At 70.2% G+C, this 23,764-nt stretch carries 27 protein-coding genes; 9 read left to right on the forward strand and 18 right to left on the reverse strand.

The features are described 5' to 3' along the window. The first annotated feature begins 18 nt into the window (after nucleotides 1-18). Nucleotides 19-1,572, forward strand: coding sequence for an ArnT family glycosyltransferase (locus BLW84_RS02075; protein ID WP_245760875.1), 1,554 nt, complete (start codon nucleotides 19-21; stop codon nucleotides 1,570-1,572). On the opposite strand, the gene BLW84_RS02080 is transcribed toward BLW84_RS02075, so the two are convergent. After that, nucleotides 1,524-2,960: an aminotransferase-like domain-containing protein gene (locus BLW84_RS02080; RefSeq protein ID WP_093260654.1), complete on the reverse strand. Its 1,437-nt coding sequence runs from the start codon at nucleotides 2,958-2,960 to the stop codon at nucleotides 1,524-1,526. The genes BLW84_RS02075 and BLW84_RS02080 overlap by 49 nt on opposite strands. Before the next feature lie 63 nt (nucleotides 2,961-3,023). Between BLW84_RS02080 and BLW84_RS02085 the strand changes: the two genes are divergently transcribed. Continuing rightward, nucleotides 3,024-4,184 (forward strand): trans-sulfuration enzyme family protein, encoded by a 1,161-nt coding sequence (locus tag BLW84_RS02085; protein WP_093260656.1) that lies wholly within the window; start codon nucleotides 3,024-3,026, stop codon nucleotides 4,182-4,184. A 180-nt stretch (nucleotides 4,185-4,364) separates the two neighbouring features. Here the strand turns inward: BLW84_RS02085 and BLW84_RS02090 are convergent, their stop codons facing one another. From BLW84_RS02090 to BLW84_RS02105, 4 genes are all read right to left on the reverse strand, one after another. Continuing rightward, nucleotides 4,365-5,069, reverse strand: coding sequence for a hypothetical protein (locus BLW84_RS02090; RefSeq protein WP_093260658.1), 705 nt, complete (start codon nucleotides 5,067-5,069; stop codon nucleotides 4,365-4,367). A 374-nt stretch (nucleotides 5,070-5,443) separates the two neighbouring features. Further along, nucleotides 5,444-6,100, reverse strand: a complete 657-nt coding sequence (locus BLW84_RS02095; RefSeq protein WP_218157192.1) for an IclR family transcriptional regulator — start codon at nucleotides 6,098-6,100, stop codon at nucleotides 5,444-5,446. Nucleotides 6,101-6,140: 40 nt separating this feature from the next. Next, nucleotides 6,141-7,346 (reverse strand): fumarylacetoacetate hydrolase family protein, encoded by a 1,206-nt coding sequence (locus BLW84_RS02100; protein ID WP_093260662.1) that lies wholly within the window; start codon nucleotides 7,344-7,346, stop codon nucleotides 6,141-6,143. After that, nucleotides 7,343-8,209 (reverse strand): hypothetical protein, encoded by an 867-nt coding sequence (locus BLW84_RS02105; RefSeq protein WP_281247351.1) that lies wholly within the window; start codon nucleotides 8,207-8,209, stop codon nucleotides 7,343-7,345. Before BLW84_RS02105 ends, BLW84_RS02100 begins: the two co-directional genes overlap by 4 nt. 295 nt (nucleotides 8,210-8,504) lie before the next feature. On the opposite strand from BLW84_RS02105, the gene BLW84_RS02110 reads away from it, so the two are divergent. Further along, nucleotides 8,505-9,284, forward strand: coding sequence for a DUF2470 domain-containing protein (locus tag BLW84_RS02110; RefSeq protein WP_093260664.1), 780 nt, complete (start codon nucleotides 8,505-8,507; stop codon nucleotides 9,282-9,284). Nucleotides 9,285-9,359: 75 nt separating this feature from the next. On the opposite strand, the gene BLW84_RS02115 is transcribed toward BLW84_RS02110, so the two are convergent. Further along, on the reverse strand, nucleotides 9,360-9,719 hold the full coding sequence (locus BLW84_RS02115; protein ID WP_143060836.1) for a hypothetical protein: 360 nt from the start codon (nucleotides 9,717-9,719) through the stop codon (nucleotides 9,360-9,362). Between BLW84_RS02115 and BLW84_RS02120 the strand changes: the two genes are divergently transcribed. The 4 genes from BLW84_RS02120 (at nucleotide 9,718) to BLW84_RS02135 (ending at nucleotide 14,355) form a co-directional block, all read left to right on the forward strand. Then, nucleotides 9,718-10,641 carry a CPBP family intramembrane glutamic endopeptidase gene (locus BLW84_RS02120; RefSeq protein ID WP_093260668.1) on the forward strand — a complete coding sequence of 308 codons (924 nt, stop codon included), beginning with the start codon at nucleotides 9,718-9,720 and terminating at the stop codon, nucleotides 10,639-10,641. The two genes, BLW84_RS02115 and BLW84_RS02120, sit on opposite strands and share 2 nt — an antisense overlap. 196 nt (nucleotides 10,642-10,837) lie before the next feature. Then, on the forward strand, nucleotides 10,838-12,058 hold the full coding sequence (locus tag BLW84_RS02125) for a GNAT family N-acetyltransferase (RefSeq protein WP_093260670.1): 1,221 nt from the start codon (nucleotides 10,838-10,840) through the stop codon (nucleotides 12,056-12,058). Between the two features lie 237 nt (nucleotides 12,059-12,295). Next, nucleotides 12,296-13,498, forward strand: coding sequence for an arginine deiminase (arcA, locus tag BLW84_RS02130; protein WP_177226223.1), 1,203 nt, complete (start codon nucleotides 12,296-12,298; stop codon nucleotides 13,496-13,498). A 296-nt stretch (nucleotides 13,499-13,794) separates the two neighbouring features. Next, nucleotides 13,795-14,355: a ferritin gene (locus BLW84_RS02135; protein ID WP_093260674.1), complete on the forward strand. Its 561-nt coding sequence runs from the start codon at nucleotides 13,795-13,797 to the stop codon at nucleotides 14,353-14,355. A gap of 1 nt (nucleotide 14,356) precedes the next feature. On the opposite strand, the gene BLW84_RS02140 is transcribed toward BLW84_RS02135, so the two are convergent. From BLW84_RS02140 to BLW84_RS02145, 5 genes are all read right to left on the reverse strand, one after another. Beyond that, nucleotides 14,357-15,022 (reverse strand): 3'-5' exonuclease, encoded by a 666-nt coding sequence (locus BLW84_RS02140; protein ID WP_143060837.1) that lies wholly within the window; start codon nucleotides 15,020-15,022, stop codon nucleotides 14,357-14,359. 406 nt (nucleotides 15,023-15,428) lie between these two features. After that, nucleotides 15,429-16,082: a hypothetical protein gene (locus BLW84_RS45975; protein WP_143060838.1), complete on the reverse strand. Its 654-nt coding sequence runs from the start codon at nucleotides 16,080-16,082 to the stop codon at nucleotides 15,429-15,431. 56 nt (nucleotides 16,083-16,138) lie between these two features. Beyond that, a complete protein-coding gene (locus BLW84_RS47180) occupies nucleotides 16,139-16,306 on the reverse strand; it encodes a hypothetical protein (RefSeq protein WP_177226224.1) in 168 nt (55 codons plus the stop codon). A 13-nt stretch (nucleotides 16,307-16,319) separates the two neighbouring features. Further along, complete coding sequence (locus BLW84_RS45980) at nucleotides 16,320-16,640, reverse strand: hypothetical protein (protein WP_143060839.1); 321 nt, start codon at nucleotides 16,638-16,640, stop codon at nucleotides 16,320-16,322. Then, a complete protein-coding gene (locus tag BLW84_RS02145) occupies nucleotides 16,630-16,869 on the reverse strand; it encodes an HC3 family zinc finger protein (RefSeq protein ID WP_093260678.1) in 240 nt (79 codons plus the stop codon). Before BLW84_RS02145 ends, BLW84_RS45980 begins: the two co-directional genes overlap by 11 nt. A 189-nt stretch (nucleotides 16,870-17,058) precedes the next feature. Between BLW84_RS02145 and BLW84_RS02150 the strand changes: the two genes are divergently transcribed. Then, entirely contained in the window at nucleotides 17,059-17,922 is an 864-nt protein-coding gene (locus tag BLW84_RS02150; RefSeq protein ID WP_093260680.1) for a helix-turn-helix domain-containing protein, read from the forward strand. A 21-nt stretch (nucleotides 17,923-17,943) separates the two neighbouring features. After that, on the forward strand, nucleotides 17,944-18,147 hold the full coding sequence (locus BLW84_RS02155) for a DUF397 domain-containing protein (protein ID WP_093260682.1): 204 nt from the start codon (nucleotides 17,944-17,946) through the stop codon (nucleotides 18,145-18,147). Nucleotides 18,148-18,513: 366 nt separating this feature from the next. On the opposite strand, the gene BLW84_RS02165 is transcribed toward BLW84_RS02155, so the two are convergent. The 7 genes from BLW84_RS02165 to BLW84_RS02200 form a co-directional block, all read right to left on the reverse strand. Beyond that, nucleotides 18,514-19,014, reverse strand: a complete 501-nt coding sequence (locus BLW84_RS02165; protein ID WP_143060840.1) for a hypothetical protein — start codon at nucleotides 19,012-19,014, stop codon at nucleotides 18,514-18,516. Beyond that, on the reverse strand, nucleotides 19,011-19,589 hold the full coding sequence (locus BLW84_RS02170; RefSeq protein ID WP_093260688.1) for a SigE family RNA polymerase sigma factor: 579 nt from the start codon (nucleotides 19,587-19,589) through the stop codon (nucleotides 19,011-19,013). Before BLW84_RS02170 ends, BLW84_RS02165 begins: the two co-directional genes overlap by 4 nt. 116 nt (nucleotides 19,590-19,705) lie before the next feature. Next, nucleotides 19,706-19,987 carry a hypothetical protein gene (locus BLW84_RS47185; RefSeq protein WP_177226225.1) on the reverse strand — a complete coding sequence of 94 codons (282 nt, stop codon included), beginning with the start codon at nucleotides 19,985-19,987 and terminating at the stop codon, nucleotides 19,706-19,708. 104 nt (nucleotides 19,988-20,091) lie between these two features. Next, nucleotides 20,092-21,042, reverse strand: a complete 951-nt coding sequence (locus tag BLW84_RS02185; RefSeq protein ID WP_093260692.1) for a DUF5926 family protein — start codon at nucleotides 21,040-21,042, stop codon at nucleotides 20,092-20,094. A 21-nt stretch (nucleotides 21,043-21,063) separates the two neighbouring features. After that, the gene (locus tag BLW84_RS02190) at nucleotides 21,064-21,915 is read right to left on the reverse strand and encodes a glycerophosphodiester phosphodiesterase (RefSeq protein ID WP_177226226.1); all 852 of its coding nucleotides are present in this window, start codon (nucleotides 21,913-21,915) and stop codon (nucleotides 21,064-21,066) included. A gap of 366 nt (nucleotides 21,916-22,281) precedes the next feature. Then, on the reverse strand, nucleotides 22,282-23,202 hold the full coding sequence (locus BLW84_RS02195; RefSeq protein ID WP_245760876.1) for a DUF4328 domain-containing protein: 921 nt from the start codon (nucleotides 23,200-23,202) through the stop codon (nucleotides 22,282-22,284). After that, complete coding sequence (locus tag BLW84_RS02200; protein WP_093260696.1) at nucleotides 23,199-23,522, reverse strand: rhodanese-like domain-containing protein; 324 nt, start codon at nucleotides 23,520-23,522, stop codon at nucleotides 23,199-23,201. The genes BLW84_RS02195 and BLW84_RS02200 overlap by 4 nt, the downstream gene beginning before the upstream one ends. Between the last annotated feature and the right edge of the window lie 242 nt (nucleotides 23,523-23,764).

Here is a 23,764-nt window from a genome sequence, read left to right on the forward strand (position 1 = left end):
CCGGAAAGGGATCCACCCGTGACGTTGACGATCCATCCCCGAAAGCCCGCGCAGTCAGCAGGAATCGCCCGGGAGCACCTGTTCTCGCTGGCGGTGCGACCGGTTCTGCTGATCGCCGCGGCCGTCGCGATCGCATTGCTGATGGCCAGCCCGCGTTACGGCTACTTCGCCGACGAGCTCTACTTCATCGCGGCGGGGCACCACCTCTCCTGGGGCTACGCCGACCAACCGCCGCTGATCCCGCTGATAGCGTCCACTTTAGACGCGTTGTTCCCGGATTCGCTGGTGGCGCTGCGCGTTCCGCCGATGCTGGTCACCGCCGCCGGAGTCGTCGTGACGGCGCTGATCGCGCGCGAACTGGGCGGCGACCGCCGCGCTCAGGTGCTCGCCGCCGGGGCGTGGGCGGTCACCGTCCAGTTCGCCAGCGCCGGGCACCTGCTCGCGACCTGGTCCTTCGATCCATTCCTGTGGACGGTGATCTGCTGGCTGGTGGTGCGCTGGACGCGCTGCCGTCGCGATCACCTGCTGCTGTGGGCAGGCGTGATCACCGCGGTCGCGCTGCAGGTCAAGTTCCTGATCCCGGTGTGGTGGCTCTGCGTCGGCATCGCCGCCCTCGCGGCCGGGCCGCGCGAGCTGCTGCGTCGCCCGATGCTCTGGTGCGGGGCGGGTTTCGCCGCGCTCACCATGGTTCCGACGCTGCTCTGGCAGCACGCCCACGGCTGGCCGCAGCTGGAAATGCCCGCCGCGATCGCCGCCGAGAACTGGTACGGCTGGTTGTTCCTCCCGACGGCCGTCGCCTGCGCGGGCCTCGTCGGTGGGGCCGCGGTCTGCTACGGCTCGTGGCGGCTCCTGCGCTCCCCGAATCTGCGCCCGTACCGCTACCTGGGCTGGGCCGCCATCGGAACCACGGCGATCTTCCTCCTCGCGGACGGCCGCCCCTACTACGTCGCGGGCCTGTTCGGCCTGCTCTACGCCGTCGCCGCGGTGGAGGCGCCGAAGTTACGGCTCACCGGCGCGGCTTTCGCGGTCTCCGCTTGCCTCGCGCTGGCGACGCTGCCGGTGCTCCCGGCGTCGTCGATCCAGCGGTTCGACACGTTCGGCCGGGGCAGCATCGGCCGGCCGCAGCTGACCTCGGCCGTGGCCGACGCCTACCACCGCGCTCCCCCGCGGACCGCCGTCATCACCCACGACTACTGGTCGGCCGGCGCGCTGCACCACTACGGGAGCGCGGCCGGGATTCCCGAGGCGTACAGCGGAAGCCGGGGCTTCTGGTACCTCGGCCGGCCGCCGGAGGACACCGAACAGGTGGTGTACCTGGGCGGCAACCGCGAATACCTGCTGCAGTTCTTCCGCGACGTCCGCCCGCTGACCACAGTGGACACTGGGCTCGGCACCTACTACGAGGGCACCACGATCTGGCTCGCCAGCGGCCCGCGACGGCCATGGGCCGAGCTGTGGCCGCAGTTCCGGCGCATGGGCATCTTCGACGGCACCACCGGAAGCGGCACCGAACTGCCCGGCGCTCAGACGACCAGCGCGTTCACCGCGGCGACCGCGGCCGTGCCGTCGTAGGAACGCCACGCCTCCGCCATCCGCCGCACCGCCTCGGCGAGGTCGTCCGGCGGGTGGTGGAACGGGATGCGCAGGCAGCGCTCGCTGCGCCGCTGCGGATCCAGCGACTGGCCCGGCAGCACCGCGACGCCGAACCGCAGCGCGTGCTGGGCGAAGGCGCTGGCGTCGCCGTAGGGCAGCGTGGCCCAGAGCGTCTGCCCGCCCGCAGGCGTCCGGAACGCCCACGGCAGGTTCGCGTCGAGTTCGGCGCAGAGGCGGTCGCGCCGGGCGCGGAGCTCGGTGATCCGCCGCTCGCGCAGCTCGTCCAGCCGCGGCAGCAGCGCGGCGGCCAGCCACTGGTCCAGCACCGGGCCGCCGAGATCGTGCACCGCGCGGAGCCTCGCCAGCCTCGTGATCAGCGGCTCGGGCGCGCGCACCCAGCCGACCCGCAGGCCGCCCCAGACCAGCTTGCTCAGCGAGCCCACGTTGATGACGGCCGTGCCGTCCAGCGGCTTCGGGGCCGCGCCGTCGAGGTCGAGCTCGGCCAGCACCTCGTCATCGATCAGCGGGACGCCGTGCCGCTCGCAGGTCTCCGCCAGCCGACGGCGCTGCAACGACGGCAGCAGTTCGCCGGTCGGGTTGTGGAAGGCGGAGATCACGTACGCCAAGGCCGGGCGATCCGCCACCGCGCGCAGGTACTCGGCCAGGTCCAGCCCGTCGTCGGCGCGCACCGCACGGATCCGGGCGCCGGCCTCCTGCGACAGCTCGAACGCACCGGGATAGGTCGGGGCGGCGAGCAGCACCTCGTCGCCGGGCGCGACGAGCAGCCGGATCAGCAGCGAAAGGGCTTGCTGCGCCCCGTTCGTGACGAGGATCTGCTCAGCGCGCGTCGGCACGCCGCGCTGCGCGTAGCGGTCGGCGATCGCCTGGCGGAGCTCGGGAACGCCGGCCGGGTGGTAGCCCATGTCGGGGCCGATGGCGGCGAGCCGACCGGTCACCGCGGGCAGCAGCTCGGCGAGTTCCGGCGGCGGCACCAGCGGGCTCGCGCAGGTCAGCTGGATCGCGCCGTCCGCGGGTTCGAGCAGGTGCAGGTACATCGGGCCGACCGACTCGACGGCGGCGTTGCGGGCGGCGGTGAGCCATGCCGACGTGACCCGGGTTCCGCTGCCCTGGCGGCGTTCGAGCCGGCCCTCCTCACGGAGCGTCCGGTAGGCGGCCACGACGGTGTTGCGGCCGACCGCGAGCGCGTCGGCGAGCGCGCGATCGGGCGGCAGCACGGTGTCCGGCGGCAGGCTGCCGTCCTCGATCAGCTGCCGCAGCCGACCCGCGAGCAGCTCGTGCAGCGCGCCGCGCTGCGCGGACCAGCGGCCGAGCAATCCCACGACGCGATCGAGCGAAATTGGTTCCATCAAGGGGCCAATCTATCGGGATTGGCGCTTCCCGCGGACCGCCGCGGCGGGAAACCTGGTTCCATGACCCACTTGAACACCCGCTGCGTCCACGTCAAGACACCGGAGGTCCCCGCGGGGCGGCCGCTGACCGCGCCGCTCTACCAGACCTCCGGCTTCGCCTTCACCGATCCCGCGGTCTTCGCCGACGGCATGGCGAACCCGGACGGCGCGCCGGTCTACTCGCGGATGGGCAACCCGACCGTGCGGGCGCTGGAGGACACCGTCGCCGAGCTGGAGGGCGGGCAGGCCGGCTTCGCGACCGGCTCCGGGATGGGCGCGATCAACTCGGTGCTGCTGACGCTGCTGAGCAGCGGCGATCACGTGATCGCCCAGCGCAGCCTCTACGGCGGCGCGTTCGCGTCCTTCGAGAACCTGGCGCACCGCTGGGGAATCGAGGTCAGCTACGTGTCGGGCCCGGCGGAGGCGCGGCAGGCGCTGCGGCCGAACACCAAGCTGCTCTACGCCGAGACGATCTCGAACCCGATGGTCGAGGTCGCCGACCTGCCCGGGATGTTCGCGGTGGGCCGCGAGGCGGGGTTGATCAACGTCGTGGACAACACCTTCGCCACCCCGCTGCTGTGCCGCCCGATCGAGCAAGGCGCGGACGTCGTCGTGCACTCGACGACGAAGTACCTCGGCGGCCACTCCGACGTGCTGGGCGGGGTCGCGGTGTTCGCGGACGCCGACCTGCACCGCGAGCTGTGGCCGGAGCTGGTGGAGATCGGCGCGTCGGCGGATCCCTTCGCGGCGTGGCTGACGCTGCGCGGCGTGCAGACGCTCGCGCTGCGGATGCGCCAGCACTGCGAGAGCGCCCAGTTCATCGCCGAACGGCTCGCCGAGCACCCGGCGGTGCGCGCCGTGCACTACCCGGGCCTGCCGTCGCACCCCGGCCACGAACTGGCGCGGAAGCTGCTGACAGGCAACGGCGGCGTGCTGACCTTCGACCTGGGCAGCAGGGCGGCCGGGCTGGCGTTCGTGCAGGCGATCCGGCTGGCATCGCTCGGCCCGTCGCTGGGCGGCGTCGAGACGCTGGCGCTGCACCCGGCCAGCACCTCGCACCGCCAGCTCACCGACGAGCAGCTGCGCGCGGTCGGCATCGGCGAAGGCGTCATCCGCGTCTCGATCGGCATCGAAGACCCGGACGACATCTGGGCCGACCTCGACCAGGCCCTCCCCGCGTGAGCGCATGGGTCGTGAGTAGTCGTTGCGGCAAGAACCGCCGTTCCCACTCACGACCCCCACCGGGCTACGGGCGGAAGTCGGCGGCGTGGTCCCGAGCCCATTCGGCGAAGCCCCGGGCCCGGCCGCTGACCGGCTCGGCCGTCGCGGCTGCGCATCATGATCATGGCGTTCCCGCCCAGATCAGTTCGGCGCGTCCCTGAGCAGCACGGGGGTGTGGGACCGAACAGCGAGCCAGTCGCCGACCGGCGCGGACACCCACCGAACCAGCGTCACGATGTCGTCGTGGATCTCAGCCGGGCTGCGCCGAATCGTCGTGCCGGGAATGCGGACCCCACCGACGATCGGCTCGCAGTGGGAGATCCTGTTGCGCAGGGCATAGACCCGATGCGCCACCGCATGCACCTCACTGCGGATTCCTGTCGAGTTCGGGAAGGCAAACCGCAAGGCCGGCCGCCACAGCGTCGCGTCGTAGTACCGACGCCGCCGGAACGGCTTCTTGCCGACGTAGCCGCCGGATTCAAGCAGGTGCACCCAGAACCCCATCGCCAGCTGCGCGACCAAGCGGCCGGACGGGCCGTCCTCGCTGCACCGCGCATCGGTCCATGCCTTGGCGATCGCGGCCTGGCCGCGATCGTCGAGCAGTTGCTCATCGGCCCACCAACGCGGGCCGTACCGCTCGGTGAGCTGGTCGTTCAGCGCGTTGCGCAGTACCACCTCGGCGACGCCGAGATCGCGGTGAAAGCTGGCGGCGAGCTCGCCGCCGAGCAGGTACAGGGAGATCGGCGGGACGCCCCACGCCGGGGCATGCCGGTGATAGGTGCCCAGCCGTTCGGCGCTCAGCAGCGGTTCGAGCTCATCCGGTGGTGGCGCAGTGTCATAGCCCACTGCGGTGTTCTACCACCATGATCACCGGCCACCGAACGTGACCTTGAGCCGCGAGGAACGCCGGCGCGAGCAATTCAGCACATCGCCAGGCGATGTCGATATGCCCGATTCCACATCACATCGCGATGTGATGTGACTTCCTGTGGTATGGTCGATCGCGAAGTCCCCCGGTTAGCCAGTACTTCGGTACGCGCCGGGGGTTTTTATTTCCTGGCCAAGTTCGTCCGCCACCGGCGCTCGGCACGCGTCATCATGCATCTTCCCAGCACCGCCGTGCGGCGAGGGGCTCGTTCCTCCCGAACGTTAGTGGAACTGTGGAGGCGAACACGGGGGCTGAACCGGCTGAATCAGAGCCAGCGTTACGCGACGCGAAGTCAGCGCAGGGCTTCGGCGACCGCCTCGGCCGTCTCCAGCACCAGCGGCCCGATCTCCTCCGGCGCCAACGGCTGCAGGGCCACCACGCCGACGCTGGCGCGCAGCCCCGGCACCCCACGCACCGGCGCGGCCACCGCGAACGCGCCCGGCTGCAGGTCGCCGCTGCTGGCGATCCACGCCGGCCCGCCCGGCGGCAGGTCCACGGCCCGCCCGGCCGCGCCGCGTTGCACCGGATGACGACTGCCGACCCGGTACGACACGTGGTAGCTGGTCCACGACGGCTCGACGACCGCCACGGCCTGCGCCTCGCTGCCGTCGGCCACGGTCAGGTGCACCGTCGCGCCGACCTTCTCCGCCAGCGCCCGCAAGGCGGGCAGCGATGCGATGCGCAACTGCGGCAGCACCCGCCCGGCCAGCCACAGCACGCCGAGCCCGAGCCGCACCTTCGAACCCTCGCGGCGCACCAGGCCGCGGCTCTGCAACGGCCCGAGCAGCCGGTACACGGCCGCACGGCTGACGCCGACGGTCGCCGCCAGGTCGCTGATGGTGGGCGCTTCGCTTTCGGCGTCCGCCACGGCCTGCAGCAGGCTGAGCCCGCGATCGAGCGTCAGCGAGCTCTCCTTGGTGCCCGGCTGGGCTTCGCGTGGCAGGCCCATCGGGCCGCGGAGCGGCTCGGGGCTGGGTTGGGCCATCGCGTCACCTCCGAGCGGCGGCCAGCACCGTGCCGGTCACCTCGCCGAGCCCGATCACCGAACCGTCGGGCCCCGGCGCGCTGCCACTCAGTGTCACCCGGTCCCCGTCCTGGAGGAAGGTCCGCTGCTCGCCGTCCTGCAGTGTGATCGGCTCCGCTCCGCCCCAGGTCAGCTCCAGCAGGCAGCCCCGCTGGTCGGGCTCGGGCCCGGACACGGTCCCGGAGGCGAACAGGTCGCCGGGGCGCACCGGCGCGCCGTTCACCGTCATGTGCGCCAGCTGCTGCGCGGGCGACCAGCTCATGTGCTCGAACCGCGGCGAGGCCAGCAGCGTCTCGTTGCAGCGCACCTCCAGCCGCAGGTCCAGCCCCCACGGCTCCTTCTCGACGAGGTAGGGCTGCAGCGCGTGCGCCGGCTCCGGAGTCGGCACCCTGGCCTGCTCGAAGGCCTCCAGCGGCGTGATCCACCCGGCGACGGAGGTGGCGAACGACTTGGCCAGGAACGGTCCCAGCGGCTTGGACTCCCAGGCCTGGATGTCCCGCGCCGACCAGTCGTTGACCAGCGCCAGCCCGAACACGTGCTCGGCGAAGTCCGAAGTGGACACCCGGTCGGCCGGTTCGCCGCCGCAGACGAACCCGACCTCCGCCTCGAAGTCCAGCCGCCGCGTCGGGCCGAACGCGGGCTGCAGGTCGCCGGCGGCCTTGCGCTGCCCGCTCGGGCGGTGGATGTCGGTGCCGGAGACGTACACGGTGCCCGCGCGGCCGTGGTAGGCCACCGGCAGGTGCGACCAGTTCTCCGGCAGCGGCTCGGCGGTGCGGCGGAAGATGCGGCTGACGTTCTCGGCGTGGTGCCGCGACGAGAAGAAGTCGACGTAGTCGGCGACCGCGAACGGCAGCACCAGGGTGTGCCAGTCGGTGCGCACCAGGCTCGCGCCCGCGGGCGCCCGATCGGCCGCGACGAGCTCGGTGAGCCGCTCCCGCAGCTCGCGCCAGCGGTCGCGGCCCGCGGCCAGCAGCGGATCGAGCGAGTCGCCGGAGACCAGCTCGGCGAGTCGAGGACCGAGTTCCCCGGCGATGCCGCGCAGCGGCAGCGCGTGCCGCCCGACCCGCACCGCGATGACCGGGCCGCTGCCGGTCACCAGCACCCCGTAGGGCAGCGTCTGCGGGCCGAACGGCTTGTCCGGGGCGAACTCGGGGTCCTCGATCCAGGTCAAAGCAGCCCCAATCCTTCGAGTTCGGCGACGGGGTCCTGCAACGAGCACGAGCCGTAGGAGGCGAAGACGTCGCGCACCGCGTTGGCCGCGTCGTCGGACAGGGCGCGCGCCTCCTCGGCCAGCGCGGCGCCGTCGGTGCTGGCCAGCGCCGCCCGGACGTCCTTGCCGGACAACGAGCGCGCGGTGGCGACGAGGACGTTGAGGAAGCCATGGTGGGTGAACCCGGTTTCCGGGTCGGTGCCGCGCACCGCGGCGTGCAGCCCGGTGGTGGCCTTGAACGGGACGTCGAGGGTGCCCGCCACCGCGAGGAAGTCGGTGACCACGTCGATGGACGGCACCGATTCGGCGGTCTGCCCGCCGCAGCGGAGCTTGGGCCAGCAGCCGTGCTCGGCGACCCGCCGGATGCCGTCCAGCCAGCCGTCGCCGCCGCGCCGCGGCTCGACGACCCGGATGATGTCCTCCGGCACGAACTCCGACACGCGCTCCAGCCAGATGTCGTCGACGTCGGACGGCGCGGGCATCTCGACCATCCGCAGCGCCAGCAGTTCCTGCCGGCCCTCGATGATCGACAGGGCCTTGGGCACGCCGCCGAGCCCGGTGTCGCACACCAGCGAGAGCGGCACCGGCGACGCCGGCTTCACCTTCGCCAGTTCGGTGATCAGCTCGGCCAACCGGGACGCCTTGCACAGCATCGGCCCGAGCAGACCCGTGAACGCGCCGCCGCGCGCCTCCAGGTGGTCGGCCACCGCCTGCGGCACTGCGGCGGTCCCAGGCGGGAACAGCGCCGCATCGTCAACCAGTCGGGCGAACAGGGGCGGGATGCCGCGCGGACCGGGCGCGCGAAGCTCAACAGCGCTTGACACGGCTGACACGCTAATGCCGTACCGGCCAGTGAACAAAGGTGCCCGATAAACGGACGTCGGGCGGGGTCATGTATGCCTCCCTCGCCTGGTTTGGACATCATCATCCTCCCTGGTCCGACAGCGCTCGCACCGCCCCTGGGGGCACTACTCCGGTTGGCCCCCCACGGGGGCGTTCCAGCTGGTACTAAGAAGATGCGCGGGCAGTGGGGCCGCTTCGGCGACCGCGCGGAGCCCGATGAGGCGACTTCCCCACGCGACACATTTTAGTTAGGCTTGCCTAAGTTGGAGGTGAGCAGTGGGTGAGACGACCATCCGCCGGCCGGCGACGCCGAGCGCTGCCGAACGTGCCAGGAGCATCGCCAAACGCGGCGGGCGCGCAGCGCTTCTGCCGGCCGACGAGAACTCGGCGCGCATCGCGCCGTTGCTGCACCACGTGCACGCCGATGGCTCCGCAACCGTCCTGCTGGCGGACGAGCACCCGCTGATCGCTGCCGCGTGGCAAGCCCCGCGCGCCGAACTGGCCGCGGTCCTGGAACTCACCGACCCGACGCCGGTCCGGCTGCGCGAGCCGGTGCGCGGGCTGCTGTGGCTGACCGGCTGGGTGCGGCTGCTCGACGGCGCGGAAGCCCGCGACGCCGTGCTCGCGGTCGCCGACGAGCGCCCGGACCCGCGACTGCTCGACGCCGGGCACGGCGCGAGCGTCCTGCGGCTGGAATCCGCGTCGCTGGTACTGGCGGATTCGGAGGGCACCGGCTCGGTGGATCCCGCGGATTTCCAGGCCGCCACGCCGGATCCGTTCTGCATGCAGGAAGACGCGTGGCTGCGGCACCTGGAGCTGTCGCACCGCGACGTCGTCGGGCTGCTCGCCCGGCACCTGCCGGAGAAGCTGCGCGGCGGGCACATCCGCCCGCTCGGGCTGGACAAGTACGGCCTGCGACTGCGAGTGGAGTCGGCCGACGGCGACCACGACGTGCGGCTGGCGTTCTCCCGCCCGGTCAGCACGACCGAGCACCTCGGCGCGGAGCTCCGCCGCCTCGTCGGCTGCCCCTTCCTCGCCCAGCAACGCCAGGGCTGACGCCGCCGGAACGGAGCGAACGGACCGTTCACCTCGGTAGGCGACGTGAAGGGGCCGTTCGCGCCGATCCCGACGTCAGTCGTCCGAGCAGCGTTCGGAGTTCTCGGGGGCCAGGCGCTGGATTCGGCCGTCGCGGAAGCGCAGCGGCTCGGCGCCCGGGCCCACCAGCATCGCCTCCTCCACCGACTCGCCGCGGGTGATCAGCCAGAGGAACGCGCGCGCCACGATCTCCGATTGGCCGGGCCGCCGACCGTCGGTGAACCGCACCAGCAGCCCGCCCGGATCGCTGTGCCGCATCTCGACCAGGACACCGTCCCGGATGCCGAACAGATCGGCCGAGCCGAGCGGCCCGTCGAGCACGTCGAAGCGGCGCAGCGCCTGCAGCACGCGCACCGCGCGTTCGGTGTCCGCCGCGCCCCACACGAACACGTCCATGCCCATCCGACGCGGCGGGGGCGGCGACCAGTTCCGCACCCGGCTTTCCCGGTATTTCCAGACGTTCGAACGCCCGGACGGCGGCGTCACCGATCCGGGTACGGTTCGACGCGTGAGCACCCTGCGCGCATGGCTGACCCCGACCCGGCCCGGCGAGCCCGCGACGATCGCGGACCGGTCGGAGCGCAGGGCGATCGTCATCGAGCTGTTCGTGGTCTTCACCGTGACGCTCGGGCTCTCCGGCCTGCAGAGCCTGCTGTCGCTGCTGGACGCCCTGCTGCGCCCGGAACCGCTGGCCGACCAGCACGCCGCGATCAACGTGCCGCGGGCGGAGCTCGGGCTGCTCGACATGCTCGCGCAGCTGACGAACGTGCTGCGGCTGTGCGCCTGGGGCGGCCTGGGGCTGTACCTGCTGTGGCGCGGCGGGATGGCGCTGCGGCAGGTGGGCCTGGACCGCTCCCGCCCCGGGCGGGACTTCGCGGGCGGGCTGGGCCTCGCGGCCCTGATCGGCATCCCCGGCCTGGGCCTGTACCTCGTCGCGCACTCCCTGGGCCTCGCCCTGACCGTCCAACCCTCCACTTTGGACGCGGCGTGGTGGCGCGCGCCGGTGCTGACGCTGGCCGCGTTCGGCAACTCCTTCGCCGAAGAGGTCCTGGTGGTGGCCTACCTGCTGACCCGGCTGCGGCAGCTGGGCTGGTCGGAGAACCGGGCGCTGTGGGTGTCGGCGGTGCTGCGCGGCAGCTACCACCTGTACCAGGGCTTCGGCGGCTTCGTCGGCAACGTCGTGATGGGCCTGGTCTACGGCCGCGCCTGGCAGCGCACGAACCGGCTGTGGCCGCTGGTCGTCGGCCACGCGCTGATCGACGTGGTGGCCTTCGTCGGCTACGCCGCCCTGCGCGGCCGCGTCGGCTGGCTGCCCTGACCGGACCCGGGCGGCTTCCGATTCCGGGCTTGTCCGACTGGGCGCTTGGACGTGCCGTTCGGCCTCTCCTGTCCGGGTCAGGTCAACGTCGCGCTGTCCCGGCCGTAATTCACTTGATCTGGCCACGGGTCAACGCTGCACTGTGGCGGGACACCACGATTCGTGGCGCCGGTATCCCGGGGAGGCAGCGGCAGCGATGGAGATCCGTCCCACGACCGACCAGGACCTCGACGTCTTCGTCGACACACTCCACGCCGCGTTCGGGCGCTTCCCGGAAACCCCGACCGAGGGCGGCGGGGTCTGGTGGTCGGCGCTCGAAATGGACCGAAACCTGCTCGCCATGACGGCAGACGGGCAGCCCGTCGGCACCGCCGGTGCGTACTCCTTCGAGCTCACCCTCCCCGGCGAGATCCTCGTCCCGGCCGCCGGGGTGACCGCCGTCGGCGTCCTGCCCTCGCACCGACGCCAGGGCGTGCTCAGCGCGATGATGCGGCATCAGCTCACCGAGCTGCGGGCCCGAGGGGAGTTTCTCTCCGTGCTGCTGGCTTCCGAGGCTCTGATCTACCGCAGGTTCGGCTACGGACCGGCGACCTACACGCAGCGGCTGACGGTGCCGCGCCACCAGGCCGCCCTCGCCCTTCCCCGGGCGCGCGGAACGGCCGACGCCCCAGCACCCGGCTCGGTCGAGCTGCTGCGGCGCGCCGAGTGCGGCGAGATCCTGGAAGCGGTTTACGACAGGTACCGCCGTGCACAGCCCGGCGCGCTGTCCCGGCCGCACCGCTGGTGGGCCTCGGGCGCGGGGCAGCCCCCGGTCTCTCCGGCGCCGCGCTACGTCGCCGTCCACCGTGACGCCGACGGCGTCCCGGACGGGTACGCCAGCTACTCGGTCGTCGAGCTCGGCACCTTGACGGTCGACGAGATCATCGCCACCGACGACGCCGTCTTCACGGCCCTGGCCCGATTCGCGCTCGGACATGACCTGGTCGCTCAGGTCGTGTTCAAGCACTTCCCGCCCGAGCACCCGCTGCGCTGGCAGCTTGCGGACTTCCGCGCCGGCCAGGTGAGCGACGACACCGACTGGCTCTGGGTTCGACTGCTGGATGTCCCGCGCGCGCTGACCGCGCGCGGCTGGTTCATGGATGGCGAGCTCGTCCTCGACGTCGACGATCCGTTGCTCGGCGAGCACGGCCGCTACCTGCTGACCGTCCGGGACGGCAAGGCCGACTGCGTCCCGACGGACCGGGAGCCCGACCTGTCCCTGGACGTGAGCGACCTGGGCTCGGTCTACCTCGGCGGCACCGCCCCGAGCACGCTCGTGCGCGCCGGGCACATCCGGGCCCACCGCCCCGGCGCGGCCATCCTCGCTGACGCCCTCTTCCGCGCCGAGCGCTCCCCGCACTGCCTGCACTGGTTCTGACCGCGCCCACGCCGACCCTCACGCGGGGACGTCGGCTGGGCCGGTCGCCACCACGCGCCACGATCAACCAGCGGGAGATGATGCAGCTGACCGAGCAAAACCGGAAGCCGCTCGGCGGCGAACCTATCGTCCATTTTACGCAATGATCTGATGGCCGAGTGAGCTTTTCGGTTAATGATTGATCGAAATCATCGTCGATGACAGACGTTTCCGTTAGTCGCGGTTAGGCTGCTCCTCGTGAGCGAACCACACGTCCAGAGCGAGGTCGGCCCGCTGCACGCGGTACTGCTGCACCGGCCGGGCACGGAGCTGAAGCGGCTCACGCCGCGCAACAGCGACCAACTCCTGTTCGACGCGATCCCATGGGTCGATCGCGCCCAGGAGGAGCACGACGCGTTCGCCGAGGTGCTCCGCAACCGGGGCGTCGAGGTGCTGCTGCTGCGCGACCTGCTCACCGAGGCGCTGCACGACCCCCGCGCCCGGGCCGCGGCCGTGCTCGCGGGCGTGGACGAGCTCAGGGTGGGCACGGAGATCGCCGACACGCTGCGCTCTCATCTGTCCAGTGTGGACGATTCCGTGCTGGCCGAGATCCTGATCGCCGGCATGACGTTCGAGGAGCTGCCCGCCGCGGAAGGCGAGTCCCTGGTGCGCCGGATGCACCAGCCGCACTACTTCGCCATCGACCCGCTGCCGAACCTGCTGTTCACCCGGGACTCGTCGGTGTGGATCAGCGACCGGGTCGCGATCGCGGCCCTCGCGATGCCCGCGCGCCGCCGCGAATCCGCGCTCACCGACCTGATCTACGCCTACCACCCGCGGTTCTCGCACTCCACCCGCGCCTACGGCGCGCATTCCGCGCCCGTCGAGGGCGGCGACGTGCTGCTGCTCGCGCCGGGCGTGGTCGCCGTCGGCGTCGGCGAGCGCACCACGCCCGCCGGCGCGGAGTCGCTCGCCCGCTCGCTGTTCGCCGACGACCTGGCGCACACCGTGCTGGCCGTGCCGATCGAGCAGGCCCGCGCCTCGATGCACCTGGACACGGTGTGCACGATGGTCGACCGCGACGCCGTGGTGATGTACCCGGCGATCCAGCACTCGCTGGAGGCCTTCACGCTGCGCCCGCTGGACGGCGAGCTGAAGGTGTCGGGCCCGACGCCGTTCCTGACCGCCGCGGCGGAGGCGATGGGCATCGACCACCTGCGGGCGATCGACACCGGCCTGGATCCGGTGACCGCGGAACGCGAGCAGTGGGAGGACGGCAACAACACGCTCGCCCTGGCGCCCGGCGTCGTGGTGGCCTACGAGCGCAATGCCGAGACCAACGCACGACTCGAGGACGCCGGTATCGAGGTGCTGCGGATCAGCGGTTCCGAACTCGGTTCCGGCCGGGGCGGACCGCGGTGCATGTCCTGCCCCATCACCCGCGCCCCGCTGAATCCGTGAACTCGACCGATTCCCATTCCATCGCTTGATCGAGTGATGAATGCAGGGTGTTTCAACCGGAAAACCGATCACGGGTCCCCTTCGTCGAACAATGGCCACTCGAATTGGTGACACGGCGCGAAACATTCACCACCGCCAGCGACGATGACGCCGCCACCAGCCGAAACAGCACAGGTTTGGCTTGGCTCAGCTATCTGAGGATTGCCTTGGCTAAAACGTGATCAGCCAAGGTTAACCATAGGATTATTAGGTTTACCTGAAATGTATCTGGACTCATTCCAGAGTATATTGAGGGCATGGCTGTCACCGCGAAGAAGATTCAGCACAAGGAATCCCGTTTCGAGCACCTGCTGCAGGAACAGGTGCGCAATGAATTCACCGCCTCGCATCAGTACATGGCCGTCGCGGTCTGGTTCGACAACGAGGACCTGCCGCGGCTGGCCGCGCACTTCTACCGCCAGGCGCTGGAAGAGCGCAACCACGCGATGATGATCGTCCAGTACCTGATGGACAACAACATCAAGCCGGCCATCCCCGCCATCGAGCAGGTGCGCAACGACTTCACCGAGACCCGCGAGCTCGTCGCGCTCGCCCTGGAGCAGGAGCGCGAGGTCACCCGCGAGATCGAGACGCTGGCCAAGACCGCCCGCGAGGAGGGCGACTACCTCGGCGAGCAGTTCATGCAGTGGTTCCTGAAGGAGCAGGTCGAGGAGGTCTCCTCGATGTCGACGCTGCTGAACGTGGTCGACCGCTCCAAGGGCAACCTCTTCGACGTGGAGAACTACCTGGCCCGCGAAACGGTCGGCGACGCAGGCGCCGACGCGACGGCGCCCCGAACCGCCGGCGGCGCCCTCTGAGTCACTCCGTGGCCGGAGCTCCCGATAGGAACGACAAGAACGGCGTCGGAGTTCCGGTCCAAGTGACCACGAGCTGGTCGCGAGGACGTGTGCAGGCGACGTAGAACAGGCAGCGTTCGCGCTGCCTGACGTCGTCCTGTTCTTCCGGTGCGCTCTGGTCCAGCACGAAGTTGAGGGGAACGGTGCCGGCGTCGGCACCGACAACCGCTACCCGCTGGTACTCGACCCCCTTGGCGCGATACATCGTGGCGACGTGGATGGCGTCTCGCCGTGTGGAGGCGTCACCGTCTTCGACTACCACTGCGGGGATATCGGCTTCTCGAAGCGCCCGCGCGAACTTGTCCCGGTAGCGGCTCAGTGCGACCCGGTCGCCGTAAATCCGCTGATGCGCGTCCTCGCAGATAAAGAGATCATCGGGCCCCACCGGAACCACGCCACGCAACAGTCGCCAGTGCGCTGGATTGAGATCCTGCGCCTCATCGACCACAACATGGAACTGACCGAGCGGCATCCGCTCGTGGAACCGCCCGAGCCGGTAGCACTGCCAGACCTGGTCGCGGATGTCGGGAACTGGTTCACACGGGTCTTCAGCGACGCGAATACCGGCGATCTCCCCACCCCTACGCCCCGGCCTCCGGACCAGGCTCACCGAGGCGTTCGCGGACACCGCCGATGCGATGGCCGGCTATCGCCGGGCGCGAAACAGCGTGGAAAACGCCACGCCGATCGGCGAAACGCCGGGAGAGACCATCGCCGCGATCCGTCAACTGCTGGCCACTACCCGGGGTGAGCATGCCGCCTGCCCGGTGTGCGCTGCTGAAGGCGCCTGGTCGGGGATCTCACTCCGAACGTCCCGGGACTTGCAGGCTATCGACGAAGAGCTCGCCCTGGTCAAACACTTGATGACCGAGCTCGCCCAGCTTCTCGGCGGGAAGTGCGGCTGGCCTTGGAGGCAGCGGAACAGCTGCAGGGGATCGGCTCGGCGGCGAGGGAGCTCGCGCACCTCGTGCGCCCGCGGCGGGGGCGGCACGAGCTGCGCGGTGAGCTGACATTCGCTGAGGATGTCCCAGGGATCACCGTGGCTGCACAGCAGCGTAGATCTTTTTCGCGACCTCGCGCGCACCTTCGCGACACTGCTCGCTTCGCGGATCGTCGTGCCCAGCACCAGAGTTATAAGACGTGATCATCACTGCGTTCTCGTCGAGGACTTCGATGCTGCAGCTGACGCCCGCTCCAGGATCCGCCCATTGGGCTTCCGAGCCGATTCCCACACGGCCGTCCTTTTCGTCACCCGGCGACACACTTACGCTGAAACCCGTTTTTGCAAGCTCGGCCCCGGAATGGAATCCGAAATCGTCTTGACGGTTTTCAAAGAGCTCGACCCGGAAGGCGATAAACGGACTACCGTCATCTTTCGATGTTGTGAAAGTACAAGTCTGCGAGAACCGACCTAGCTCCTCACCACGCTGTGGCCTCAACGGTGGCGGCAGATCAGGAACCGCCTGCTGGATCTCCTGGCAGCTTTTGAAGGCGGCGAAGGCATACTTGACCGGCCCCGGCGGTGGACCGCTCGGTCGCGGCGGATTGATCGTCGCCATGTCATCGCTGGTTGTGGGCATCGTGTACGGCTCAATGCTGGGAACGCCGCAGCCGCCAGTGAACATCAGGGCCGTGGTCAGCAGACCAATAACCGGCCACTTCCAGGCACAGTGGGAATTTCTAATCATGACCCCTACTCGTTCTGGGAAGAACCGGAGCGGACGTTGACGCGGCTCCGTTGACTTTAGAGCGCGTCGTCGGGAACGTGCGGCAGATTGGGGAATTTCAGCTGGGAGGGGCCGACGTTGACCGCCGCATCGCCTGCCGAATGCCCAGACAGCTGCGGGTTGCCGATGTCGATCCGCTTCGCTTGGTCGTTCGCCGCGATCCTGAAGTGGCGCTGAGGGGTCATGTCCTCCTCGCAGTCAACGCCCGTGAGAACTTGCGTTGCTGCTGCGCGTTCGGTCCGAAACTAGGCGGTGGCGGCCGATGTACTCCTCAGTCGGCCAGTCGATGGGTTCCGGCGGTTGGCGGGCGGGCGGCTCGGGATGCCGGGTTTCGGCGGCTATTACATCGATGAGTTGCCACACCATCACCGACCCCGGACCGGCATTGGCATGCTGACCATGCCCGCCGCGCAACGGAAGCAGTGCGGCTACTACGGATACGGCCACGACGACGCCGAGGAAGCCCAGCACGTTGCTCGGGTCTGCACCACGGCGAGAACCGGTGTCATCACTGGGCATCCGCCTTCCCTGCTGCGTCGCGGCGTGCTTTGGCTTCGTCCCAACAGGCCCCGCAGGTCGGCGCGAGCCAATCCACCGCAGTCGTCTTGACGACGGTCACCGTCGCGCCGCACAGGGTTTCCCGCTCCTGCCCGGGGTACGGCGGCTCGACCGGCGACAACCCGTGCCGCACACCGTCAACCGGCCGCCAGTACGCGACCAAACCCGCTGGCTGGAAGATGTCGTGCATCGCTTCTCCTTGCTGCCGAAGGGAAGGCGGTGGCCCCGGCGGGTCGGGAAGGGGGGCAACACCGGAGCCACCGCCACGCGGCAACAGACCGTGTTGATACCGTTACCGTCAGAAGTCAAAGGAGAAGCTCCTGGGATATTTATCTAGCTCAATCATGCTGACGAGTGATCGACACATGGGAGGTCAGGCGTGGCGCCAAGCTCATCGACCGTCGCCAACTGGGCACTTGGCCTGCGGCTACGCGAAAAGCGAGAGGAGGTTGGGCTCACCGGCGGCGAGGCCGCGAAGAAGATCGGTATCGCCGGTGCCTACCTGTCGGAGGTCGAGCACGGCAAGAAGAACCTGGCCGTGGACCGGCTGGACGCACTGATCAACGTGTACGGGTTCAACGACGGCGAAGCCGAGGAGCTGCGCAGGTTTCGCGAACAAGCAACCGAGCGCGGCTGGTGGACCAAGTACTCGCCCCTGTTCACCAACCCGGACTTGATCCGCTTCTTCGGGCTGGAACATGGAGCAGAGCGCATACATGCCTTCGCGTGCAACATCGTCAACGGCATGCTCCAGACAGACGAGTACGCACGGGCGATCATCGAATCCGGCAGCCCCAACCTCCGGCTTGCCGAAACGGACCGGCGGTTGCGCTGCCGCCTGTTCCGGCAACGCCGTCTGACCGACGACGATCCGGTGCGATTCTGCTCGATCATGAGCGAAGCAGTGATCAGGCAACAGATCGGCGGACCCCGAGTCCTAAAGGGACAACTTGAACACCTGGCGACGCTCATCGATGAGCATCCCGAGACGATCGAGGTGCGAATCGTCCCGTTCGAGGCGGCTGCACACGATGCCTTGGGAGGCTCGGCCTTCCTCCTGCTTGGGTTTCCAGATGAGGAGCTTCCTAGCGTCCTCTGGCAAGAATCGATCACCTCGACGCTGCTCACCTCGGATGCCGTAACGATCCGCGAGTACTCCATCGCGCTTGCTGGCGCGACGTCGGTATCGCTCAGCCGCGAAGAATCGTTTGAGCTGATCAGAAAGGCTTCCAGCAAGCTGTAGCACCGGACTAGAGTTGTGCACATGAGCAGCACCCAAACGGCCGGGCTGCATCGAGGCTGTACCTGGCGGAAGTCAAGCCGCAGTGCGGACAACGCCCACTGCGTGGAGGTCGCGGTAGCGACGGGAGCGGTCGGCGTGCGGGATACGAAGGACCGCGACGGCGGCACGCTCGTGTTCACACCCGAGCAGTGGACGTCGTTCACCACCAGCCTGAAGCAGCGCTGAGTGCCCGTGAGTGCTTTGGAGCGCTGTGACACTTGCCATAGCACCCCAAAGCACTCATGGGCACCTGGTCACGTCCGGGCGCGAAGGTTCGGTATCTCGCACCAGCTCCGACACACCGGTGCAGGACACCGCCCACGCGTCGTTCTTCAATCGTTCCGCCGACCGGATGATCCACGCCTCATCACGGACTTCCACGATCGTTCCCGGTGCAAAGCCGTCCACCTGTTCGTCGGCCAACCCGCGCCCCCTATCCCTCGTGGTATCCAGCCGATCACATAGTGCATCGTGCCGGAAGGGGCTCGTCACACAGCCATTTCAGAACACCGGCTCGGCCAGGGAATAGGTTCACGCAAGGCTGCTTTGAGATCACTGCCCGGGCGAGGCCGGTTCGGTGGCGGGCGCCTGGGACGACGTCGGGTTCGGCTTGGAGGTCTGCGTCGCCGAGGTCGTCGGGTCGGGCTCCGAGGTGGCCGTCAGCAGGATCTCCGGCGGCAGCGGCTTCCTGGTCGGCAGGGTCGTGAGGCTCGGCAGGTGCGGCGCCTGGCCCGGCGGCGGCTGCACCGGCGGAGCGGGCGGCGGTGGCTGCGGCGGCTGCAGCGGCGCGGTCGAGCCCGGGTTCGGCTCCGGTTGCACGACGGGCGGCACCGCCGGCTGCACCGGCTCGTTCGCCTGGTGGCCGACCAGCGCGATCCCGCCGCCGACCAGCAGGGTCGCGGCGAGCGCGCTGCCCGCCGCAGCCAGCATGCCGTTGCGCTGCCTGCGGCGACGCGCGCCGGCCACCAGCGACCACTCCGCCCCGGTTCGCACCGGGATGTCCAGCCGGTCGTCCCGGAGGACCCGTCGCAGCTCGTCCTCCAGATCCATCACGCGTCACCTCCTCCCACCAGCGGCCCGAGCCGCTTGCGCAACGTCGCCATCGCCTTGCTGGCCTGGCTCTTCACCGTTCCGCAGCTGATGCCGAGCGAATCGGCGATCTCCAGCTCGGAAAGTCCCTCGTAGTAACGAAGCACGACCACCGCGCGTTGCCTCGGTGGCAGAGATCGCAGCGCGATCCACAGCGGCTCGTGCTCCAGGCGATCCTGCTGGATGGCTGCCGGGATGTCCGGGAAATCCGCGAGCAGCGTTTCCCGGCGCGTCCGCCGCCACCGGCTGACGTGCGTGTTCGCCATCGCCTTGCGCACGTAGGCGGTGGGGTCGGCGCAGTTACGGCTGATCTTCGACCAGCGGGCGCCGACCTTCTCCAGCACGGTCTGCACCAGGTCCGCGGCGTCGTGCGGGTTGCCGGCCAAGGCGTGGCCGTAGCGCATCAGCCCGGGTAGTGCTACCCGGACGAACTCCGCGAAATCATCTTCTGCCGCCGCCATGTCCCCCCGACGTGCCCGCCCGCGATAGACACCGGACGCCTCGGTGGCGGTCGGCACTGCGGGCAGGTGCGCGGTCAACCCTCCACCCCCTAAACGTCGGGTATCGCCGTGGATGGCACGTCGCAACGCGCCGATCCGTTGCCCGACCGACGCGTTGATCACTCGTTCGGCCCAACGAGAACGGTGGACCAGTTTCAATTGAAACTGCGAGCAGCACCGGGTCCGGGCTTCCGGAGCAGCTCGACCAGCGCCGAGATGCTGTGCTCGCCATGGCCCTCGGCGACCGCCCGGCGCAGCAGGTCGTTCATCGGCTCGCGCCGACTGACGTCGATGTTCGCCGCCGCCAGCTCGTCGCCGTGGGCGCTGCCCGCGTAGAACAGGCCGACCACCGAGGACGGGCTGACGGAGTTCGGCCGGTCGCTCATCGAGGCGCTGATGCCGCTCGGGGAATGGGGCGAGCAGAACATGGCTCGCATCGAAGGGATTCCCCGCGACCAGAAAGGGGATTCCAGCGGCCGACGCATCGGTCCACTGTGGAGCCATGTCGGGCGGTTCCGGCCGGAACCGCCCGACACCGGGCTCAGCGGATGGTGACCTGGCGGCCGCGGAGGCCGTCGCGGGCGCGCCGCTCCGCCGCGTCCAGCGGCTCCGAGTCGAGCGAGCCGAGGGCGTCGGCCAGCCGGCGCCCGAGTTCTGCGGCGGGCTCGTCCCACTCGCGTGCGTGCTTCTCGCGGTCGAGGTCCCAGACCGGCACCAGCAGGCCGTGCGCGCGGAACGATCCCGCGTACTTGCTGTCCTCGCCGAGCGCCAACTCGCCCCGGGCGGACAGCCGCGCGAGCGCCGCCAGCAGCTGCTCCTCCGGCTCCGGACGCACCCAGCGCAGGTGGGCCTTCTCGCCCGCGTCGACCCAGTACGCGGATTCCACGCCTTCGGCGGTCAGCCGATCGGTGGGCATGATCGCCGCGTTCGCCCGCTCCAAGGACAGCGCGACCTCGCCGGTCGGCTCCACGTCGCCGGGCAGCCACCAGGCGAAGTCCTCGTGCAGCTCGACGTCCAGCGGCGCGGCCGGGTCGAGCAGGTCCTGCAGGCGGGCCGGAATGGTGCCGGGCTCGGCCGTCTCCGGGCCCACCACCGACAGCGACTTGCCGACCTCGGCGGCCTGCACCCACTCGACGGCCCGCGCGAGATCCCGGCTGATGTCACCGGAGTGGGTCTGCACCTGGAGCCCGATGAAGGACTTGTCGTCGTTGCGACGCAGCGCGGCGGCGGCCATCGGCAGCACGGTCGCGAGCGTGACCTCGCCCTCGCCGCGCAGCGGCAGCTTCGCCGTCGCCGACGGGACGAACTCGCGCAGCGCGACCAGCTCGCATTCCGCGGCCAAGCCCTCGAACGGCCTGGTCACGATCACGTCGGCGGCACCGCCCGCGGCGCCGTGGCAAGCCTTGTAGCGCTTCCCGGAACCGCACGGGCAGGGCTGGCGCGGCTTGATCCCGGTGTCCGCCTGGGGCTTGGGTGCGGTTCGCTTCGACACTGCAGATCCCCTCGCTCATGGTCACTTCGCCGTGACGCTACCGAACTGCGCGAGGTCCGATTCAGCCAGGTGGAAGCGGGTGGACGCGGGCGCGTTGGTGGCCACGAAGCGCACTCCGGCGCGGGCGCAGAGCTCGACGTCCGCGGGGTCGTCGACGGTCCAGCAGTACGTGTCGCGGCCGAGCGCGGCCGCGCGCGCGACGAATCCCGGGTCCTCGCGCAGCAGCCGGATGCCCGGCCCGGCGAGGTCCGCCCACGGCGGGAGCACGCCGGAGCGCAACGGGTCGCGGAACCGGTCGAACAGCAGGACCGTCGGCACGCCCGGCGCGGCCTCGTGGAACCGGCGCACCGCGGACTGCGCGAACGACATCATCAGCACTGGTGAGTTCTCCCGGTCCGCCGGCGTCGCCAAGCCGTGCCGGGCCAGCAGCGCGACCAGCTTGCGCTCCACCAGCCCGCCGTAGCGCACCGGGTGCTTGGTCTCGATGAACAGCCGGACCGGGCGCGAGGTGTCCCGCACCAGGCCGAGGAGTTCGTCGAGCAGCAGCACGCCGTGCTCGGGGTTCGCGGCCGGGCCGCGCACCAGGTCGTCCGCCGACTCAGGCGGTTCCTGGTGCCAGCCGCCGAAGTCCACTTCGGACATCGCGGCGACGGTGAGCTCGCTGACCACGCCGCGGCCGCTGGAGGTCCGGTCGATGCGCCGGTCGTGCACGCACACCAGGTGGCCGTCCCGGCTGACGCGGATATCGCATTCGAGCGCGTCGGCGCCCTGTTCGAGGGCCAGTTCGTAGGCACCGCGGGTGTGCTCGGCGCGATGCGCGGAGGCTCCTCGGTGCGCGACGACGTCGGGGGTCGGTTGCCGCACGGCGCCCATTATGCGGGCGATTCAGATCCACTTCCGGCATCTGTGACACACCGCAACGGCAGACACCCACTCCACGCCCACGTGGTGCCGCAACTTCCATTGAGCGTTTTCGTCTTGGCTGGTGACCGCAGCCGCGACAGCCAACGGACCGTGTCCCGGAAGCAGTCGCATGCGCCGCAGGCGCATAACCCACCCACGCAGCTCGCACCGCCGCGGGTTCTCAGCGTTCGCCTGGCGAGGACGGCCCAACCGCCGTGTATTGGACATACATCAGGTTGGGCACCCACAGCCAGGCGGACGCTGAGGTTCCGCCACCCGCACCGCCACGCAAAACGAGGATGAAAAAACCTCGTTGGAAACCGCGGAACCTCGGGGTCAGCGCGGAGCGCTGGTGGGGCGGGTGGCCCGGGGTGCGGGCGGGGCGGCGCGGACCGCGCGGACCCGGAGTTGCTTGAGCTCCGTCGGGTCCAGCGGGGCGAGCAGCCGCATCAGGTACTTGATCATCAGCGCCGTCGTGATCGCCAGGGCCGTGACCAGGGCGTTGTTGAGCACGTGCAGCACGACGCCGTCCGCCTGGGCCTGCACGCTGTCGAAGAATCCCCAGCCGAACGAGAGCCACCCGAGCAGCAGGGTTCCCACCCACGCCGCCCACCAGAACCGGACGCGCAGCGTCGGGAACGGCCGATCGCCCCGGCTGCGCACGCCTTCCGCGACGAGCACGGAATGCTCCAGCTCGGCCAGCGTCGAGCCCGGCACGGACAGGTTCAGCCCCGGCACCAGGACGCCGACGACCACCTGCCAGTCGGGCCGGGCGCTCTGCACCCCGATGCGCTCCGCGGCCGCAGCGCGCGCCCGCAGGCCCCACAGGACGACGAAAACACCGGAGAGCACGCCGAGCACCCAGAGGATCGTGCCGGTCGTGCCGACCAGCACGTCGGAGATCGCCAGCGGCGTGCGCGGAAGCGCCTGGCTGCGGCTGATCAGCAGCAGCACGTACCGCCAGCACTCCGCGAAGGTGGCCAGCGCCGCCACGCCTGCGGTGATCCACAGCGCCACCACCGCCGTCCCGGCGGCGGACACCGCCCGCAGCATCGGATCGACGTGCGGCCGCAGCGGCAGCGCCAGCGGCCACCGCCACGCGAGCAGCGGGAAGCCCCAGCGCGGCACGGCCGGGTAGGCCGGCGGGCCGGTGTAGCGGCGCGGTCGGCGCGGCGGCCGGATCCGCCGCGGGCCGCCGGGCGGGGTGGCGACCCACTCCACGCCCGGCCGCCCGGGGCCGGGAGGTCTGGCCGTCACAGCACGTACGGCTCGCCGTCGGCGTCGTCGGAGACCAGCGGCCGCCCGATCGCGGACCAGCCGTTCATGCCGCGCTCGACGTTGATCGCGTCCCAGCCGTTGGCGTTGAGGTACGCGGCGACCTTCGCCGACCTGCCGCCGGAACGGCAGATCACGAAGACCTGATCGGCCTCCGGGATCTCATCGAGCCGCTGCACGAGCTCGCTCATCGGAACGTGCACGGCCTCGGGCGCGTGCCCGGCCTGCCATTCGTTCGCCTCGCGCACGTCGAGCAGCACGCTGCCCTCGGGCAGCTGTGCGGGCAGCTCCTCAGGCTGCACGCCGGGCACCTGATGACCAGGAACTGGAGTAGTCACACCCCGATGCTGCCACGCGATGCGTGGTGCCCGCGTAAGAGACTCGCCTTTCGCCCCGGCGAATGCCTCACGTCCCGGAGAAACCTGCCCTCACCTGCGATAACACGAGATCATTTCGTAGTTGATCACGCTTTCGGTCGGAGATCCCGAAGAAATCGCTGTTTTCGTGAGACTCCGTGCCAGAGTGTGCTTGTTCGATTCAGGTC

The organism is Saccharopolyspora shandongensis, from assembly GCF_900106995.1.
Lineage (GTDB): Bacteria > Actinomycetota > Actinomycetes > Mycobacteriales > Pseudonocardiaceae > Saccharopolyspora > Saccharopolyspora shandongensis.

What these genes read in the sequence shown, in the direction of transcription:
- BLW84_RS02080 (WP_093260654.1), bottom strand. Translation starts at nt 2,960, where the DNA reads ATGGAACCAATTTCGCTCGATCGCGTCGTGGGATTGCTCGGCCGCTGG.
- BLW84_RS02085 (WP_093260656.1), top strand. Translation starts at nt 3,024, where the DNA reads ATGACCCACTTGAACACCCGCTGCGTCCACGTCAAGACACCGGAGGTC.
- BLW84_RS02095 (WP_218157192.1), bottom strand. Translation starts at nt 6,100, where the DNA reads ATGGGCCTGCCACGCGAAGCCCAGCCGGGCACCAAGGAGAGCTCGCTG.
- BLW84_RS02120 (WP_093260668.1), top strand. Translation starts at nt 9,718, where the DNA reads ATGCCCATCCGACGCGGCGGGGGCGGCGACCAGTTCCGCACCCGGCTT.
- BLW84_RS02115 (WP_143060836.1), bottom strand. Translation starts at nt 9,719, where the DNA reads ATGGACGTGTTCGTGTGGGGCGCGGCGGACACCGAACGCGCGGTGCGC.
- BLW84_RS02125 (WP_093260670.1), top strand. Translation starts at nt 10,838, where the DNA reads ATGGAGATCCGTCCCACGACCGACCAGGACCTCGACGTCTTCGTCGAC.
- BLW84_RS02135 (WP_093260674.1), top strand. Translation starts at nt 13,795, where the DNA reads ATGGCTGTCACCGCGAAGAAGATTCAGCACAAGGAATCCCGTTTCGAG.
- BLW84_RS45975 (WP_143060838.1), bottom strand. Translation starts at nt 16,082, where the DNA reads ATGATTAGAAATTCCCACTGTGCCTGGAAGTGGCCGGTTATTGGTCTG.
- BLW84_RS47180 (WP_177226224.1), bottom strand. Translation starts at nt 16,306, where the DNA reads ATGACCCCTCAGCGCCACTTCAGGATCGCGGCGAACGACCAAGCGAAG.
- BLW84_RS45980 (WP_143060839.1), bottom strand. Translation starts at nt 16,640, where the DNA reads ATGCCCAGTGATGACACCGGTTCTCGCCGTGGTGCAGACCCGAGCAAC.
- BLW84_RS02145 (WP_093260678.1), bottom strand. Translation starts at nt 16,869, where the DNA reads ATGCACGACATCTTCCAGCCAGCGGGTTTGGTCGCGTACTGGCGGCCG.
- BLW84_RS02155 (WP_093260682.1), top strand. Translation starts at nt 17,944, where the DNA reads ATGAGCAGCACCCAAACGGCCGGGCTGCATCGAGGCTGTACCTGGCGG.
- BLW84_RS47185 (WP_177226225.1), bottom strand. Translation starts at nt 19,987, where the DNA reads ATGCGAGCCATGTTCTGCTCGCCCCATTCCCCGAGCGGCATCAGCGCC.
- BLW84_RS02190 (WP_177226226.1), bottom strand. Translation starts at nt 21,915, where the DNA reads ATGGGCGCCGTGCGGCAACCGACCCCCGACGTCGTCGCGCACCGAGGA.